Below are 17,090 nucleotides of genomic sequence, written 5' to 3'. Positions count from 1 at the left end.
ACTTATTTGAAAATCATCTCCACCCAACTGTGGAAGCAGTGTTGTTTAGAACTGCCAGTTCAGGCTCAAGCCCACGCCCTGGGTTTTCTCGCGGCCACCCAACTGGCCGTTGTAATCCAGGTTCACCCGGGTGCTCGGGCTCAGCGCCAGGCTGGCCTGCACGCCGACGAGGGCGGCGTCACGCAGCAACGGCGTACTGCGCACGGCAAACGACGGCCCGCCCGCGACAAACCCCAGGTGCTCCTCGGATTCAACAGCGGTCAGGCTGTGCTGCCAGCCCAGCGAGCCGGACAGTTCCAGCCGCTGGTGGTCATTCAAGGGAAGGGTTTTCAACGCGCGCATACCGAGGGTGCTGAGCAGCGCATCACGTCGATCGCTGCCACGTTCCAGCGCGGCGGCATCGCCTTTTTCCTGGAACGAATCACTGTCCAGGTGCACGTAAGCGAGGTTGGCGAACGGTTCCAGCGCCAGGGGTTGCAGGTGAATGCGGTAGGCGGCCTCGGTAAACAACTGCGCCGTGCGCGCGTCCAGTTTGGCTTTTTGCTTGCCGCTGACTTCGCCGTATTGCAGGTCACGTTTCACGTCGCCGCGATGCCAGCTGTAGGCACCGCCGACGCTGACGCGCCAGTCGCCCAGTTCACGCCCGGCGTACGCGCCAAAGTGGTAGCTGTCGACGGAGGCCGACGAATGCGTGCCGCTGCCCATGTTCAGTGAGCTGTCGCTGTAGCCAGCGACCACACCCACGCGGGTTTGCTCGTCCAGCGCGCCGTCCACACCGGCCAACAGGCCGCCGATGGAGGTGGTGGAACCTGCCGTTTCGTTGCGGCTGTCGGCCTTGCCCCAGGCGCCGAGCGCCTTGAGCCACAGGTTGCTTTCACCGGTGACCGGCACATGACGCAGGCGTTCGCCCACGGCTTCGCGCAGCTGCAGGCTGTCGTTGATCAGCATCGCGCCCATCGCCGGATAGATTTCACCGGAGAGCTGCTGCAAACCCTGTTGCGCGGTGGCGATGGAATCCGACTGCAGCACGCTTTCGTACACCGGATTACCCGCGCCCAATTGCTCGGCGGCGGCTGCGACATTGCGCTGGTTACGATTGGCCGCGACGCTGGCGAAGCGGGTGTCGTTGCGCCCCACATTGAGCTGCACGCCATTGGCCGCGTAGTCGAGCGAACCGCCGATGAACAGGTAGTCAGGCAGCACTTGCCCGAACTGCCCCTGAATGCCGCCCGCCGCTTGCAGGATGTTGTATTGGCGGCCGATCAGGCTTTGGGCCTGGCTTTGGCTGAGCAAGGTCGGGCTGTTTTCCAGCGCCAGGGTCACCGCCCCGCCGCCCAGAACAGCCTTGCCGCCTGCAACAATGCGGTCACTGCTGGTGGGCGTCAGTTCCACCGCATAGGTGGAGCCCGCGCCGAGGTTCACATCGCCCGCCACCTGCAAGGTGCCCACGGAATTGCCCGGCGCCACGGTGCCGCCGTTATTCACCGATAACGCGCCAATACGCCCGGAGCCACCGAGGGTGCCGCTGTTGTTCACGGTCACCGCCGAGGTCAGCGAGCCGTTCACGGCCAATAAGCCGCCGTTAACCGTGGTGGCGCCGCGATAGGTGCTGTCGCCGCTCAACACCAAACTGCCCGCGCCGGATTTGATCAGGCTGCCTTCATACACGCGGCTCGCGCCAGCCAAGTCACGCGCCGTGCCGACGGCGTAATCGGTTTGATCCTGCTGGCTGGCAGCCGCGCCCACGCCGTTTTGCCAACCTTTGTCGATCAGCGTTTGCTGCCACGCGGCGTGCTCGGCGCGGTCTTCTGCCTGGCGCTGAATCAAGGCCTGATCGGTGATGCCATTGCTCCACACATCGCCCTGCCCTGCGGCCAGATTCACGTTCATGGCACCGAGCAATTGCCCCGGCCCGCGCATTGCGCGGCCCAGGTCCGGCACGCCCCAACCGACAATGGCATTCGGCGCCTGGGTGATCGAGCCGTCGAGCTGGGTCGCGGTGGTCAACAGCACCTGCAACGCTTGCTCGTTGGTCATGTAGGGGTAGCGTTCCATCACCAGCGCCAACGCGCCGGTAGCATGGGGCGCCGACATTGAGGTGCCGGATTTCACGCCATAGCCACCGCCAGGAACCGTGCTGTTGATCAGCGCACCGGGGGTGGAAATGCACCAATACTTGGCGATGCCGCACTTGTTGTATTTCTGGTTATTGGCCTTGTCCAGCCCCGACACGGCGAGCCAGTGGCCCTCCAGCTCCGGCTGAAAATACGGCAGCGCCGAACGCACGCTGGCGTTGGCGTAACCACTGTTGCCGGCGCTGAATACGTTGATGACGCCCGCCTTGGCCACGTCCGCTGCCGCGTCGAGCCAGGTGCCTTGGTTGTAATGCTGGGCATAGGCCGCGTGCAGGTCGCCGAGGGTCTGGTAGCTAACATTCGGCGGCTGGCTGCCCCAACTGTTGTTGATCGCGCGCGCGCCGGAATCCACTAGGGCGCTGTACACCGCTTTGAAGTACTTGGGGTCCGGGGTCGGGCCAAACAGGAAGCTGTCGTTGGCGTTGGTGTTGCCCACATAGACTTGCGCGTTATAGGCCACGCCATGCATGCCCACGCCGTCGCGCGCCGCGCCCATGGTGCCGGTGACGTGGGTGCCGTGGGAGTCATTGTTCGGGTTGAGCGCACCGGTGGTGCTGAAAGCACTGCCGTCGACATACGTGCCAGTGGCGGTGACCGCGTGAAAACGCTCTTTGGAGGCTTCCGGGTGCGTGGGATCAAAGCCCGAATCCAGGGCGCCGATTTTGACACCACTGCCAGTGATGCCGGCGGCGTAGGCTTCATCTGCCTTCATGCGACCCAGGCCCCAGTCACTCTGGAACTCGGCGGAACGCCAGCTGGCGGGGTTACCCGGCTGACCGGTCTCGGTGTAAGCCGCCTGTGCCGCAACGGACAACAGCAGCAACGAGCCTGCGGTGAAGGGTTTGAAGCGTGGTGAATCGGTGATCATTTAAACCATCCTTATTGTTTTTATAGGTGCTCATTTCACTGGGCCAAAAGCCTCGTCCACCTTGGCCAGCTCGGTGTCGCGCAAGTTGCCCGCGTAGTAGTGCAATTTGGTCCAGGCCATCAGGTAGTCGTAACGCGCCTGCGCCAGGTCGCGGCGGGTGCTGTAAAGCTGCTGCTCGGCGTTCAGCGCATCGAGGTTGACCCGCTCGCCGCCGAGGATGCTTTGCCTGGTCGACACCACCAGCGCTTCGGCGGAGGTCAGGGCCTTTTGGTAGGCGCGCAGCTTGCTCACGCCCGACAGGCAGGCGCTGAATTGGCGACGCAGCTCGATCAGGGTTTCGCGGGTCTTGCCTTCCAGCTCGTACTCGGCCTGCTCCATGCCACGGCTGGCCTGGCGGGTGGAGGCTGAGATACCGCCACCGGCATACAGCGCCATGCTGACTTCGATGCCGATGGTGTTGGTGTCGTAGCGCTGGTTATAGGTGTTGCCGCTGTCCGACTCCTGTTTGCGCGAGCTGGCGTAGGCGGTGATTTTGGGCAGGTGCCCGGAGCGATTGCGCTCGACTTCATACCGCGCTATTTCCACGGCCTGACGCTGGGACGCGAGCGTCGGGTTATTGCTGATCGCCAGTTCGTGCCAGGTGTCGTAATTGGCCGGGGTCAGGGTGAAGGCGGCAAAGCTCTGGTTCAGCGGCGCGAGGTCGTTGATGTTGACGCTCTGCACGCCGATCAACGCGCCCAATTCCCGCAAGGACGCGTCCTGTTCATCCAGCGCCTGAATCTCTTCGGCGGTGGCCAGTTCATAGCGCGATTCGGCCTCCAGAATGTCGGTGCGCGTGCCCTCGCCCTGCTTGAACAGGTGCTGGTTTTGCTGGAATTGCTGTTCGTAAGCCTTCTTCTTGGCGCGGGCGATGTCGATCTGGTCCTGCGCAAACAGCGCCTGGGTGTAATAGCTCAACACCCGCACCAGCAACGCCTGGCTCTTGTCACGAAAGCTTTCATCGGCAAACAGCGCCTGCGCCACGCCCTTGCGGTAGTTGGCATAGGCTTCGTAGTCGAACAGCGGCTGTTGCAGGCTGAAGGTCGAGCCGTAACTGTTGTAGTTACGGTCGTCGCGATAGCTGCCGCCGCGCCCGTCCGGCAGGTGCGCTTCGGAATTGTTGCGGCCCTTGTTGTAGTTGTACGACAGCTTGGGCAGCAGCCCGGCGCGGCCGATGGTGCGGTTTTCCAGGCCCGCGTCGCGTTCCTTGATGGCGCCCAGAAACACCGGATCGTTGCGCAAGGCTTGCTCGTACACATCGAACGGGCCCATGGCTGCTTGGGCACTGCCACAGGCCAACAGCAGGGAAATGAACACTGACTTCATGCTCATTCCTCGGTCAACGCGGAGCCGGCGCGATCGAGCAGCGGCTTGAACAGGTAATTGAGCAAGGAGCGCTCGCCGGTGCGCACGAACATCTCGGCGGGCATGCCGGGCTTGATCACCAGGCCGTGGAGTTTGGCCAGCGCGTCCTCGCTGACGGTGGTGCGCAGCACGTAGTAAGGCTGGCCGGTTTTTTCGTCGAGCATCTGGTCGGCGGAAATCAGGCTGACTTCACCCGGCACGCGTGGGGTGCGGCTCTGGTTGAAGGCGGTAAACAGGATATCCACCGGCAAATGAGCGCCGACCTTGTCCACCAAGTGCACCGGCAGATGCCCTTCAACTTCCAGGCGCGTGCCCTGGGGCACGATTTCCAGCAGGGTTTCACCGGCACGCACCACGGCGCCTTCGGTGTGCACGCCCAGGTTGACTGCAATGCCGTCGGCCGGTGCGTTGATTTCGCTGTGTTGCAGGTCAAAGCCCGCCGAGGTGAGTTGCTGCTCCAGGGTCAGGCTGCGCAGTTGCGCGTCGGCCAGTTGGCTGCGCACTTCCTTCTGATACTCCTCGCCGTGCTGCTGCAACTTCAGGCGTGATTCCAGAATGCCCTGCTCCACTCGGCCGCTCTCGCCAGCGTTTTGCGCCAGGTCCTGCTGCACCTGGGACAGTTGGCGCTGGTAATCGAGCAAGCGGTTGCGCGGGATATAGCCGTTGTCGGCCAAGGGCTGCAGGTTGGCCAGTTGATCACGCAGGGATTGGGCCTGATTCGACAAATCACTGCGAGCACGGCGCATGCCACCCAGTTGCGAGGTGGCGCCTTCGATGTTCGCGCGGATCCCCGCCTGTTCACGGGCAAAGGCTTCGCGGCGGCTGCTGAACAGTTGGCGCTGGCCTTCCAGCACCAGCGCAAGCGCAGGGTCGGGGTTGGCGCTCAACTCAGCGGGAAAGGTAATGCTGGAAAGGTTGTCGCGCTCGCTCTGCCAGCGCGCCACGCTGGCCCAGGCCATGCGGTACTGGGCTTGCAGGGACTGCACGTCGGCCTTGTTCTGGGTCTGGTCCAGACGAAACAGCGGCTGGCCTTGCTTTACCAACTCGCCCTCCTTCACCAGAATCCGGCTGACCACGCCGGGGCTGAAGGTTTGTACGGCCTTGCGCTTGCCGGACACCACCACCGTGCCCTGCACCGGGATGCCCTGGTCCAGAGGCGCCAGGCTGGCCCAGAGGAAGAAGCCACCGGCGCCGACGATCGTCAGCAGCCAGCCCATTTTTACGAAAAACCCGGCGTCACGCTGTTCAAAAGTAAGGCTACTCATGCGCCTGGATTCCTTCCGGCTGAATACTGACGGCTAAGGCTCACGCCAGCCTTTTCTCGAGGGGCTTCTTGTTGCCCGGACAACGCGCGCAGCACTTCCTGGCTTGGCCCGAACGCCTGCAAACGGCCTTCGTTCAACACCAGCAACTTGTCTGCCTGGGCCAACGCCGAGGAACGGTGGGTGACCAGCACCACACTGCTGCCCTGGGCTTTCATCTGCATGATGGCGCTGGCCAGGGCGGCCTCGCCGACGGTGTCGAGGTTGGAGTTGGGCTCATCCAGCACGATCAGGCGCGGCCCGCCATACAGCGCGCGGGCCAGGGCAACCCGCTGTTTCTGGCCGCCCGACAGGCCGCCGCCGTTGTCGCCCAGCACGGTGTCGTAACCCTGAGGCAGGCGCAGGATCAGTTCATGCACGCCAGCTTGTTGCGCCGCCTGCACGACCCGCGCAGGGTCGGCATCACGAAAGCGCGCGATGTTGTCGGCGATGCTGCCGCTGAACAGTTCGATGTCCTGGGGCAGATAGCCGATATGCGGGCCGAGGTCATCGCGGTCCCAGCGATGGATATCGGCGCCGTCCAGCCGCACGGTACCGCCCAGTGTTGGCCACACGCCCACCAGCACACGGGCCAGGGTAGATTTGCCCGAGCCCGAGGCGCCCAGCACGCCGAGCACTTCGCCCGCGCCGAGGTTGAAGCTCACCTGGTGCAACGTCGCCATACGCTTGCCCGGCGGGCCCGCGCTGACCTGCTCGAAACTCACGTGGCCCTGTGGCGCCGGCAATGCCATCTGCTCGGCTTCAGGCGGGAATTCGCGCAGTAATTCGTCAAGCCGCTGGTACGCCAGCTTGGCCGAACTCCACTGTTTCCATACGGCAATCAGTTGGTCGATGGGGCTGAGCACACGGCCCATGAGAATGGAGCCGGCAATCATCATCCCGGCGGTCATTTCACCCTTGATCACCAGAAAGGCGCCCAAGCCCAACACCAAAGACTGCAAGCACAGGCGCAGGCTCTTGCTCAGTGATGTGATCACCGAACCGGTGTCACTCGCCGTGTTCTGCAAGCCGAGAAACTGCGAATGCACGGCAAACCAGCGTGTGCGCAGCGCGCCAAGCATGCCCATGGCCTGAATGGTCTCGGCGTTGTGCAGGTGGCTGGTGGCCAACTGGGTCGACTGCTGGGAAAAACCGCTGGCCTCGCCCAGGGGCTTTTTGGTCAGGTATTCGTTGAGGCACGCCAGTGCGATCAACAGCACCGCCCCCGCCGTGGCCAACACCCCGAGCCACACGTTGAACAGGAAAATCACGAACAGGTAGATCGGAAACCACGGTGCATCGAAAAACGCGAACAGCGCCGGGCCGGTGATGAATTGGCGGATATGGGTCAGGTCGCCCAGGGATTGCCCGGCGTGCCCTTGACCACTTTTCAAATTACGTTCAAAGGCGGCCTTGTACACGCGCAAGTTGAAACGCCGCTCCAACTGGCTGCCGATACGGATCACGATAAAACTGCGAACGACTTCCAGCGTGCCGATAAAGGCAAAGAAGCCCACGACCATCAGCGTCAACATCACCAGGGTGGTTTCATTCTGGGAGGACAGCACACGGTCATACACTTGCAGCATGTAAATCGACGGCACCAGCATCAGCAGGTTAATTAATGCCGTGAAACAGCCAACGCTGATCAAAATGCTCTTGTATTCACCCAACGCCTTGAATAAGGGCGCAACGGCACGGGACTTCGCCATATCTTTTTGTCTTCCTTGAAGCGAATGACGCGCAATAGTTGCCCAGGCCCCTGAATAAGGGACGGCCAACTAATAAATCAAGTTATAAGGTTATAACTGTTAATCAGGGTGTTCGTTGCAGTACAACTTCTGTGCCTGACGGCGTGCGGCCCTTATATTCGCCTTCTTTCTGGCGATTTAGATGGGTAATGCCGCTGCCTTCGGCATTCATCAGCCAGATGCCGTCCGGGGTCGGCGACCACGTCAGGGGCTTATCGCCCAGCCATTGTTCGACGCAGGCCACATCGCCGGCCAAGGCATTTGCCTGCTCCAGCAGGTCGAGGGCGCAGACCTGGCCCTGCTGCTTCAACTCCCAGTGCCCGGCCAGTTGGGCCGTGGTGGGTAATACGAGACTGCTCGCCATTGCTTGGGCTCCTGCCGATACGAACAACACCTGTGTGACACAGGCGATCAAATGAGAAAAACGCGGCATTTGGGGCTCCATCCCGGAGCGCGGCGCCGGAGCGCCGCGCGTTTTACATTACGCCACGATGTCGCTGACGGCTGCCTGGCCAACGGTAGTGACGAGGAAATCCGCCACGCCGTGACCCGAGAAGTCGACAGCCAGGGTGCCCAGGTTGGTACCCGAGGCATAGCTCAGCACAGCATCGCCGGCATGCCCGGTGAACGCATTGACGAAGGTCAGGCCTGCACCCTTGGTGATACCGGACAGGTCGATCTTGTCCGAACCCGAGGTGAAGTCAAAGATCTTGTCGGCGGCACCCGGCTTGGAGTCGGAGCTGGCACCGTACACGAAGGTGTCGCTGCCGGCGCCTCCCCACAGTTGGTCCGCCCCGCCACCGCCGTAGATGAGGTCGTTGCCGGCCCCGCCTTTGATCAGGTTGGCAGCGTTGTTGCCGATGATCAGGTCGTTACCCGCACCGCCGAAGGCGTTCTCGATGGTCACGCCTTTGGCGATGGACACGTTGCCCACCAAGCCGCCAACGTCGGAGAACGAGGTCTCATTGAGGTTGATCTTCTGGTTCTGGGTGAAACCGGAGAAGTCCAGGGTGTCGTTGCCGCCACCGTCCCACACCGAGAACACCAGTTTGTCGGCGTTGGAGGTGGCGCTGAGGAAATCACGCCCGGTGTTGGAGTTGAACCCGTAGGTGGTGTCGCTGGCGCGGGTGGCGTAGTTGGCACCGTAGAGCTTCTGGATCGCGGCAATGTCGTCGATCAGCGGGCCGGAAGCGTAAGCCTCAACCCCGCCTTTGCTGAAGTTCTGGTTGGTGTTGCTCTCGCTCCAGTAACTCATGAGGCTGTAGCCGCGCGTGTCCTGTCCATAGGTCGCGTCGTTGTAGGTTGGGTTGCCATTCCCGGCGTTGTAGTCGCCAGGGTGAGCCAGGCCCAGGGTGTGGCCGATTTCGTGGGTCAGGGTCTGGCGGCCATAGTTGTTCAGGTCCGGGGTCTTGTTCGGCGTGTAGCTGTTGTTGGTCAGGTACCACGACGTGCCGTCGTAGCCTGCACCGGTGCCGGGCAGGTAGGCGAAGGCCGCCGCGCCGTCCTGGCCACCACTGTAGTTGCCGAAGGTCATGTGCCCGTCACCGCCGGTGGCCTTTTCGGTAAAGGTCACTTTGGCGACATCCGCCCAGGATTGCATGGCCAGTGCGGCCTGTGCTTTCTGCTGGGTGTTGAACTGGCTGAACCCGGAGATGCCATGTTTGTTCATGGTGGCCGAGGACGCCGAGGTCAGGAAGGTGTAGGTCAGATCGATCTTGCCGTTGCCATCAGCGTCCCGATACGCGGCGCCGTCACGCAGCAGCTGAGTCGCTGCCTGGTCGACGGTGTAGGACGGTTTGCCATTGACCGTGAGGTTACCGCCACGGTCGTACAGGTGACTGAAACTATCGATTTGCGAGTAAGCAGTGCTGGCTTGCGCAGCAGAAACAATAGCTTTGTCTTTTACTTTTGACATAAACGTACTTCCTTGTTTGCAAGTGCATCAGTCTTTGATCGATAGGAACCTCGCGGGCGAGATCGTCCTATCACTCGCCTCTTTTGAAGGCGTATCGAAACTGACACAACTTGAAATCTTTCGTCTACACATATTTCCGTGCTGAAAATGTGACGTAGATTCAACTTGAGGAAGTCGCGCGCAATGTTTATTGGGGGCTACTGGGTTTGCCCGAGAGAATTCTGCGCACTGATATTTAAATATTAAATAGCGCTAAAGCCGCCCTTGCCGGATGGCGCACTTAGATAATGGATCCAATATATTGTCACGGTGTCATTGGCAACATTAAAGAGCCACTACTTACACTAGTTATTAAACTTGCCCCCTATTACCGGGACATAGTGCCATCTGGTTTGGGGTATGCGACACCTGTGGGAAGTGGGCTTGTTGTGGCAAGTGAGCTTGTTGTGGTGAGCGGGACTGTCGTGGCGAGCGGGCTTGCCCCGCGTTGGGGCGCGAAGCGGCCCTGAAACCAGGCGATAGAGTACAACTTGATACACCGCGCTCAGGCTGATTGGGGCTGCTTCGCAGCCCAACGCGGGGCAAGCCCGCTCGCCACGACAAGCCCGCTCGCCACAACAATCCCACTTGCCACAACAAGCCTGCTCACCACAACAGCTTTACCCCGCTGCCTCAGACCTATCTGCCGGTCCGAATGGTGTTCCACACCCGCGTGCGAATACGGTCGACATTCAACGGCATCGCCTCCAGTGCAAACAGCTTGCCCATCATTTCCGGGCTCGGGTACACCTTGGTGTCCGACTTGATCGCAGGGTCCACCAGGCTGTCGGCTGCGCTGTTGCCGTTGGCGTAGTGCACGTAGTTGGTGATGCTCGCCATCACTTCCGGGCGCAGCAGGTAGTTCATGAAGGCGTAACCGGCTTTTTCGTCCGGGGCATCGGCGGGCATGGCGACCATGTCAAACCAGATCGCGGCACCTTCCTTGGGAATGTTGTAGCCGATGTTCACGCCATTCTTGGCTTCCCTGGCACGGCTTTCGGCTTGCAGGATGTCGCCGGAGAAACCGACGGCGACGCAAATGTCGCCATTGGCCAGGTCTGCGGTGTATTTCGAGGAGTGGAAGTACGCCACGTATGGCCGCACTTTCATCAGCAGGTCTTCGGCCTTTTTGTAGTCCTCGGCCTTTTTGCTGTGGTGCGGCAAGCCCAGGTAATTCAGCGCGGCCGGCAGCAGTTCGGGGCCGTTATCGAGGATTGCCACGCCGCATTTCTGCAACTTGGCCATGTGCTCGGGCTTGAAGATCAGGTCCCAGGAATCCACCGGCGCGTTGTCGCCCAGCACGGCCTTGACCTTGTCGATGTTGTAGCCGATGCCCGTGCTGCCCCACAGGTACGGGAAGCCATGGGCGTTGCCGGGATCGTTGTTTTCCAGGGCCTTGAGCAGCACCGGGTTGAGGTTTTTCCAGTTCGGCAACTGGCTCTTGTCGAGTTTTTTCAGCGCGCCGCCTTGAATCTGCCGGGCCATGAAATGGTTGGAGGGAAACACCACGTCATAGCCGGATTTGCCGGTCATCAACTTGCCGTCGAGGGTTTCGTTGCTGTCGTACACGTCATAGGTGAAACCGATGCCGGTCTCTTTCTGGAAGTTCTTGGTGGTGTCCGGCGCGATGTAATCCGACCAGTTGTAGATCTTCACCGTCTCGGCGGCCTGGCTGATAGAGGCCACCAACATCAAGGGCAACAGGGCAATGGCTTTCATGGTTCGATTTCCTGGCGGTTTTAGGGCTGTTTTTATGGCAGGCGATCAAGGATCAAAGCGTTACAGAATCAGTACGTAGGTTTTGCGCACGGTTTCCTGGATATCCCAGATACCGGTGCTGTCTGCCGGCAACATCAGTGCATCACCGGCTTCTATGTGGACGAGTTCACCGTTGTCGGGGGTAAAGGTGCAGCGACCACTGATGAAGTGGCAGAACTCCTGGGATTTGATCTGCCGACGCCAACGGCCTGGCGTGCATTCCCAGATGCCGGTTTCGACGCCGTCGGTGCGTTCCACGCTGAAGGTCGATGCCACGGCGACCGGTTCGCCCAAGGGCACGAGCACCGGTGAAGAATCCGGCAGGTGGGCATTCAGCGCGTTTTTAAAGTGAGTGATGCTCATGGGACTTCTCGTGTGAGTGAAACGAATTAATGCATGAAGCCTTCCATGAACCCGGCTACGCCCGTCGCCAATTTGCGACGCCAGGGCGCGGTGTTGGGGTTTGCCAACACTTGGTCTTCATGCACAAAACTGCGAATGATCGCGTTGTAGCCCAGCCAACGGCATGGCTCGGGCTCCCAGGCCCTGAGCGCGTCCAAGCCGCGCTCGCGGATCACCCATGGCTGCGTCGTCAGCGGCGTGTCGAGGCCCAGGATCAGGTCTGCCAGGGTGCGGCCTCCCAGATGCGTGGCGCCCACGCCCTCCCCGCCATAACCGCCAGACAGGGCGATGCCGGTTGTGTGGTCGCAGAGCATGTGCGGTCGGAAATTGCGCGACATGCCAAGGTTGCCGCCCCAGGAATGGGTAATCTTTACCCGCTTGAGCTGTGGGAAAAGTTCGCCGAACAGGTAGCGACGCAGCTCCACTTCGCTGTCAGTCAGATCGAAGTCATGCCGCAATTTACCGGCGAACTGATAGCCGCCACGGGCACCGAACACCAAGCGGTTGTCTGCGGTGCGCTGGCCGTAGGTGACCTGGCGGCTGCTTTCGCCAAAGGCCTGGCCGTGGCTCAAGCCGATTTCATCCCAGGTACTGGCGGGCAGCGGTTCGGTGGCGACGATCAAGCTTTGCACGGGCAACTGATAACGCCCCAGCGGCGGCAAGGTGTTGGCGTAACCCTCCACCGCCGGCACCACCCACCCCGCACGCACACTGGCCTTGGCCGTGCGCAAACTGCCGGATTGCCACTGGGTGACGGGGCTGTTTTCGTAGATCGTCACGCCCATGCGCTCAACCACTCGCGCCAGGCCACGCACCAGTTTGGCGGGGTTAATGGTCGCGACATGGGGTGCATAAATACCGCCATAGGGCTTGGCGATGCGGATTTGCTCGGCCAACTGTTGGGGGCTCAGCCAGCGGTAATCGTCTTCGGTGAGCCCCTGGGCGTGGAGTTTGTCCAGGTAACGGCGCAGGCTGCCTTCCTGTTCGGGGTAGCGCGCGGCGCAATACAGCGCGCCGCCCTTGCGGTAGTCGCAATCGATGCCTTCGCGGGCCAGAACCTGGGCCACTTCGTCGGGGATGGCGTGCAGCAAGTCGAACGAGGCGCGGCGCTGCTCGGGGTTGAGGCCGGCCAACAAGCGGTCTTCACCGAGCAGGTTGCCCATCAGCCAGCCGCCATTGCGCCCCGACGCACCGAAACCGGCGGTCTGTGCTTCGATAATCGCGATGTTCAGCTCGGGCGCCTGGCGCTTCAGGTAGTAAGCCGTCCACAAACCAGTGTAACCGGCGCCGACAATGGCCACGTTGACGTCCAGGTCATGTTCCAGGGACGGCCGCGCCAATAGCGGGTCGTCCAATTGGTCCATCCATAAACTGATGTTGCGCCATGCCGGCATGCCAAGCTCCCCAACCCTGTTTCGATAGGCTGGATCCTAGAGCGCCGGGTCAGGGGCTGTCTTGCGCGCGTGCACGCAGGGAAATTTGTTTGACGTAAGCCTTGGGCGACTGGCCGGTGTGCTGGCGAAACGCGCTGTAGAACGCTGACAGTGAATTGAAACCGGCCGCAAAAGCTAAATCATCGATTTTGATCGGCGGCGCAGCCTTGTCCAGTGACCCCAGCAAATGCTGGAGACGGGCACTGTTAACGTAACGATAGAAGCTTTGCCCCAGCACCTGGTTCAACAGGTAGGAAATCTGGTTGCGGCTGTAGCCACATTCCTTGGCGACCCGTTGCAGGTCGAGTTCCGGGTCAAGGTAGGGTTGCTTGAGTTCGAAGTATTGCTGCAGGTCCTTGGCCATGTGCCCCAGTTGCTGGGGCGACAGGCCGAGGCGGCTGACGGTTGGGCGCATCGTCTGGGTCGGCTGTTCGTGCACCAGCGATGCGTATTCATTGACCCGCCAGATCAGCCCGTCACGCACGGTGATGGCTTCGCTGGTGCGAAACGAGACCAGCCCCTGGCCACCCCGCAGGGTGATGCGGTACTGGATAAACGCGGTATCTCCGTCGGCGCGAATGCGGTCAGTGTGCTCGATGGCCTCTTCTGCGCCACGGGGCATGCTGGCTTGCAGGTAGTCACGCAGTTCGGCGTAACCCACCACACGGTTCTGGAAGAAATCGTGGTACTGAATCTCGGGATGGTAGTAGGACATCACCCCATCGAGGTCGCGATGGCGCCAACACAGGTGATGACGCAAGACCAACTCGCCGGTGGCCTGGGTGTTTTGGCAATCATCGGCTGGGGCGATGTCTGGCATGTGCAGCTCTTGGCGAATAAACGGCTGAGATTGCCGAATTTTAGCGGCGCGTTCAATGGCACAGTGGAACTTCTGACTAATGGCCTTTTGCCTGAATTTGCTCAGGATATGACTCACATCAAGGCACTGGAAAAGAACCGCCCAACGGAGCGAAAAAACCCACCTCTGGCGCAGGATCGAGTGCTATTTTGAACCTTGTCGACGCCATGACCAGTGAAGGTCTGGCCCTGCCGCGAGCCAAAGGAAGCGCTCAACGAAACAGGTGGGCAACATGAATAAAGTCACATTTCCCAACGCTTGCCAGCTGATGCGCTGGCATTTTCATCCGATGGGCTTCGAGGGGAGTATGGACGCCCCCGGCAGCATGGTTGCCCGCCTGTTTGACCGCGCCAGCGGCGAGACGCTGATTGCCATCGCCGGCATCCCTTGCGCCACCGTGATGAACGCCGCCGATGTAGAGCGGATCATCGAGGCGGTGGAAGATGAGCTGGAGTGTTTTGTGCCGCCGCTGTCGTTGCGGGCCTGATACCAAATCAGTCAGGCGACAACTCTCTGAATGTGGGAGCTGGCTTGCCTGCGATGCAGGCACCTCGGTGTATCAGCCTCACCCGGTTGATGCTATCGCAGGCAAGCCAGCTCCCACACAATGCCGCTCCCACAGGGGTACTGCGTTCGCTTTCTAGCGGCGCCGATCATCGAAGAAGGGCTTCTTGCCATCGACCCGCTCCGACGCCCTGGGCACATTCACGCCCTGACCTTCCGGCTTTTCCACATACCAGTAGCAATGGCTCACGGCCCGGGTTATCCCGACGTAGGCCAGGCGCAGCACTTCGTCTTTTTGGGCCGTGTCGTACGGTTCGCTGTCGCCGGCGTTGCCCAGGCCGGCCATGCGGTAGACCTGATTCTTGTAAGGCGAGCTGGTGAGGTGCTGACAATCGCCCAGCAGAAAAACCGCATCCGCCTGCAGCCCCTTGGCACTGTGATACGTCAGTTGTTTCAACCTGCGGGACTGTGGCGGCAAGCTTGAATCCACATTAACTACTGACTGAATATGCTCTTGAATCAACAGCTTATCGCTACTTTTTCGATACAACATTAATACCGAATCGCCCTTCTGATAATGCTCCAGGAGTTGGCGACCCAGCGCGGCATCGTCCCGCTCCAGTACCGTAACCGGCACCAACGCCTTGGGCACGCCACTGGCCTTGGCCTTTTTACCGGTAATCGCCGGGGCCGCGCGCACGATATGTTCGGCAGCGTCAATGATGTGCTGGTGACTGCGATAGTTCTCACTAAGCATCACGCGTGTGGTGCTCGGCGACACGAACTCCTTGTTGAATTCCATGAAGTACTTGGGCGAACTGCCGCGCCAACCGTAAATCGACTGCCAGTCGTCCCCCACGCACAGCAGGGATGACCGCTGCGCCCCACGGCCCACGTGCATCGCCGGGCCACGGCTACGGATTTCACGCAGGCTGGCGCGAACCCACGAGACGATCTGCGGCGAGACGTCCTGGAATTCATCGATCATCAAGTGTGACATTGGCCGCAGCAACGGGTCGCTGAGCAGCTTGAGGTTTTCCGGGGTGTTTTCGCCGAACAGCGAGAACATCCGGTTGTAGGTCATGACCGGCGGCGACTGGTCGAGCAAATGGTCCTCCAGCGCCTTCCAGAAAATACTCAAGGCTTCAAAGTAGCAGCGGTCCGGGTCGTCCCTGGCGAAGCTCATTTGGCCAACAGCCGTCGGCACATCCAGCCCGAGGTTTTCAATAAACCCCGCAGCCATCACGAAACTGTCCAGCAACGGCGCCGACGCCAGCTCGCCTTTAACCTTGTAATCAAAGCCAGGCCCGGCAGCAGCCTCGCCCGCCAGGCTGCTTAACAGACGCTTTGATGACTCGTAACTATCTATCCATATCAATGGCTTACGACATAAAGCTTGAAACAGGGTGCGTTTGACAGCCCACTCTGCGCGCACCGACAGTTTCGAGTTCGGCCGACTGATCTGTGGGTTTTCCCGAGGGTCGAAGCCCAGGACCACCCAGGCATCCAGCTCAGGGACATAGCCGTGGCAGTGAAACTGCGCGCCGTTGATTTCGAAGGTCTGGCGGCTGGGCTCAATGCCCTTGATCGGCCAGGCACCGGCGCGCAACCACAGGTCTTCAATCACATCGCACAGTTCTTCATCGCGCTTGGCGGCCAGTTCGGTCACTGCGATGCGCTTCTGTACGTCCGGGTGGTCGCGCTCCAACTCCTTGAGTTGCAAGCCATGGCGGGCCAGGGGCGTGATCAGTTCGCGAAAACGCGCATGGCGGCCATGCAACCGGTGATAGCAGGCATTCATGAGTTGGCGCTGAGCATCGCTGATGCGCAGGTCGAACGGGTTGCTGTCCGCGTCTTCCACACCGCTGCCGAGGTTTTCAAAGGCTTGCAGCCGCTCGAACCCAGGCAGGCTGCGCACCATGGGCAGAATCCGCGAGTGAAAGGTACGCACCACGGCTTGGGCTTCCTTGAAACCAAGGGGTTGGCCCCACAGGCCGAGAATCTCCATGAGCTTGTTGATGAAGTCTTTGCGCGACTCGCGGGTGAAGGTCACCACGGTCATCGAGCTGAGTTCAAAGCCTAGGTAATGGGTCAGCAGCAGGATACGCAGTACCAGCGAGGTCGATTTACCGGCACCGGCGCCGGCAATGACTGAGGTCGAAGGCGTGTCGCTGAAGATCATCTTCCATTGCGCGGCGCTGGGCTGGGCATGGGCTGGCAGCAAACGCGCCACGTCAGCCTTCATGCGCTTTTTCACGTCGGCGCTCAGCGGCAGGCGCCAATCATCGAACAGGCTGTCATCCACCCCCGGCGCGCGGTGCTCGTCCGAGCGGAAGTCGCGGATCAGCAAGACCTGCCGGCCTTCTTCGATGCCGTCAGCCTTGCCCTCTTGATAGCCATACTCAACGCCCGCTTCGTGCCCGCTGCGAAAGCCGTCAGCCTGACCATGCAACCAAGAGAACCGATGCTGGGCACGCAAACGCGTCAGACCGTGGCCAAACAGGCGAGCGGCCAGCCGTTTTAACAGCGGCATTTCTGCAAGGGGGCGCAGTTCGGGAGGCAGTTCAGAGTTGTGTTGCGACACGCGGACTCCAGCGATGAGGATGGTTTTGGCGAATGCGCCATGGTCGCCGGAATCGACGCCAAGTTCCAGCCAATTACTTTCGTGTCATACAGTTAGGCGATGAAGTGAAAGTCAAAACGCCACTTATCAATCGAATT

At 60.8% G+C, this 17,090-nt stretch carries 12 protein-coding genes; 1 reads left to right on the top strand and 11 read right to left on the bottom strand.

Features of this window, described 5'->3' with window-relative positions; all coding sequences use genetic code 11:
• Positions 1–45 precede the first annotated feature (45 nt).
• From ACP7A2_RS00205 to ACP7A2_RS00160, 10 genes are all read right to left on the bottom strand, one after another.
• Positions 46–3,003: an autotransporter domain-containing protein gene (locus tag ACP7A2_RS00205; protein ID WP_426132580.1), complete on the bottom strand. Its 2,958-nt coding sequence runs from the start codon at positions 3,001–3,003 to the stop codon at positions 46–48.
• A gap of 30 nt (positions 3,004–3,033) precedes the next feature.
• Positions 3,034–4,368 carry a TolC family outer membrane protein gene (locus ACP7A2_RS00200; RefSeq protein ID WP_426132579.1) on the bottom strand — a complete coding sequence of 445 codons (1,335 nt, stop codon included), beginning with the start codon at positions 4,366–4,368 and terminating at the stop codon, positions 3,034–3,036.
• A gap of 2 nt (positions 4,369–4,370) precedes the next feature.
• Positions 4,371–5,672 (bottom strand): HlyD family type I secretion periplasmic adaptor subunit, encoded by a 1,302-nt coding sequence (locus tag ACP7A2_RS00195; RefSeq protein ID WP_426132578.1) that lies wholly within the window; start codon positions 5,670–5,672, stop codon positions 4,371–4,373.
• Positions 5,669–7,420 carry a type I secretion system permease/ATPase gene (locus ACP7A2_RS00190; protein ID WP_426132577.1) on the bottom strand — a complete coding sequence of 584 codons (1,752 nt, stop codon included), beginning with the start codon at positions 7,418–7,420 and terminating at the stop codon, positions 5,669–5,671. The genes ACP7A2_RS00195 and ACP7A2_RS00190 overlap by 4 nt, the downstream gene beginning before the upstream one ends.
• A gap of 103 nt (positions 7,421–7,523) precedes the next feature.
• Positions 7,524–7,892 (bottom strand): protease inhibitor Inh/omp19 family protein, encoded by a 369-nt coding sequence (locus tag ACP7A2_RS00185; protein WP_348057148.1) that lies wholly within the window; start codon positions 7,890–7,892, stop codon positions 7,524–7,526.
• Positions 7,893–7,940: 48 nt separating this feature from the next.
• A complete protein-coding gene (locus ACP7A2_RS00180) occupies positions 7,941–9,374 on the bottom strand; it encodes a serralysin family metalloprotease (protein WP_426132576.1) in 1,434 nt (477 codons plus the stop codon).
• A 678-nt stretch (positions 9,375–10,052) separates the two neighbouring features.
• On the bottom strand, positions 10,053–11,132 hold the full coding sequence (locus ACP7A2_RS00175; protein ID WP_426132575.1) for a polyamine ABC transporter substrate-binding protein: 1,080 nt from the start codon (positions 11,130–11,132) through the stop codon (positions 10,053–10,055).
• 60 nt (positions 11,133–11,192) lie between these two features.
• Positions 11,193–11,534 (bottom strand): cupin domain-containing protein, encoded by a 342-nt coding sequence (locus ACP7A2_RS00170; RefSeq protein ID WP_426132574.1) that lies wholly within the window; start codon positions 11,532–11,534, stop codon positions 11,193–11,195.
• A 26-nt stretch (positions 11,535–11,560) separates the two neighbouring features.
• Positions 11,561–12,967 (bottom strand): NAD(P)/FAD-dependent oxidoreductase, encoded by a 1,407-nt coding sequence (locus ACP7A2_RS00165; RefSeq protein ID WP_426132573.1) that lies wholly within the window; start codon positions 12,965–12,967, stop codon positions 11,561–11,563.
• A gap of 49 nt (positions 12,968–13,016) precedes the next feature.
• A complete protein-coding gene (locus ACP7A2_RS00160) occupies positions 13,017–13,826 on the bottom strand; it encodes a helix-turn-helix domain-containing protein (protein WP_426132572.1) in 810 nt (269 codons plus the stop codon).
• A gap of 271 nt (positions 13,827–14,097) precedes the next feature.
• Here ACP7A2_RS00160 and ACP7A2_RS00155 point away from each other — a divergent pair, with 271 nt between their 5' ends.
• Positions 14,098–14,352, top strand: a complete 255-nt coding sequence (locus ACP7A2_RS00155) for a DUF1652 domain-containing protein (protein ID WP_218174717.1) — start codon at positions 14,098–14,100, stop codon at positions 14,350–14,352.
• A 153-nt stretch (positions 14,353–14,505) separates the two neighbouring features.
• Here ACP7A2_RS00155 and ACP7A2_RS00150 read toward each other — a convergent pair whose 3' ends face one another.
• The gene (locus ACP7A2_RS00150; protein ID WP_426132746.1) at positions 14,506–16,902 is read right to left on the bottom strand and encodes a UvrD-helicase domain-containing protein; all 2,397 of its coding nucleotides are present in this window, start codon (positions 16,900–16,902) and stop codon (positions 14,506–14,508) included.
• Between the last annotated feature and the right edge of the window lie 188 nt (positions 16,903–17,090).

The organism is Pseudomonas sp. PWP3-1b2, assembly GCF_049896045.1.
GTDB classification, from domain to species: Bacteria; Pseudomonadota; Gammaproteobacteria; order Pseudomonadales; family Pseudomonadaceae; genus Aquipseudomonas; species Aquipseudomonas antarctica_B.
The sequence above is the reverse complement of the archived record's forward strand: the minus strand, read 5'-3'. Positions and strand labels throughout refer to the sequence as shown.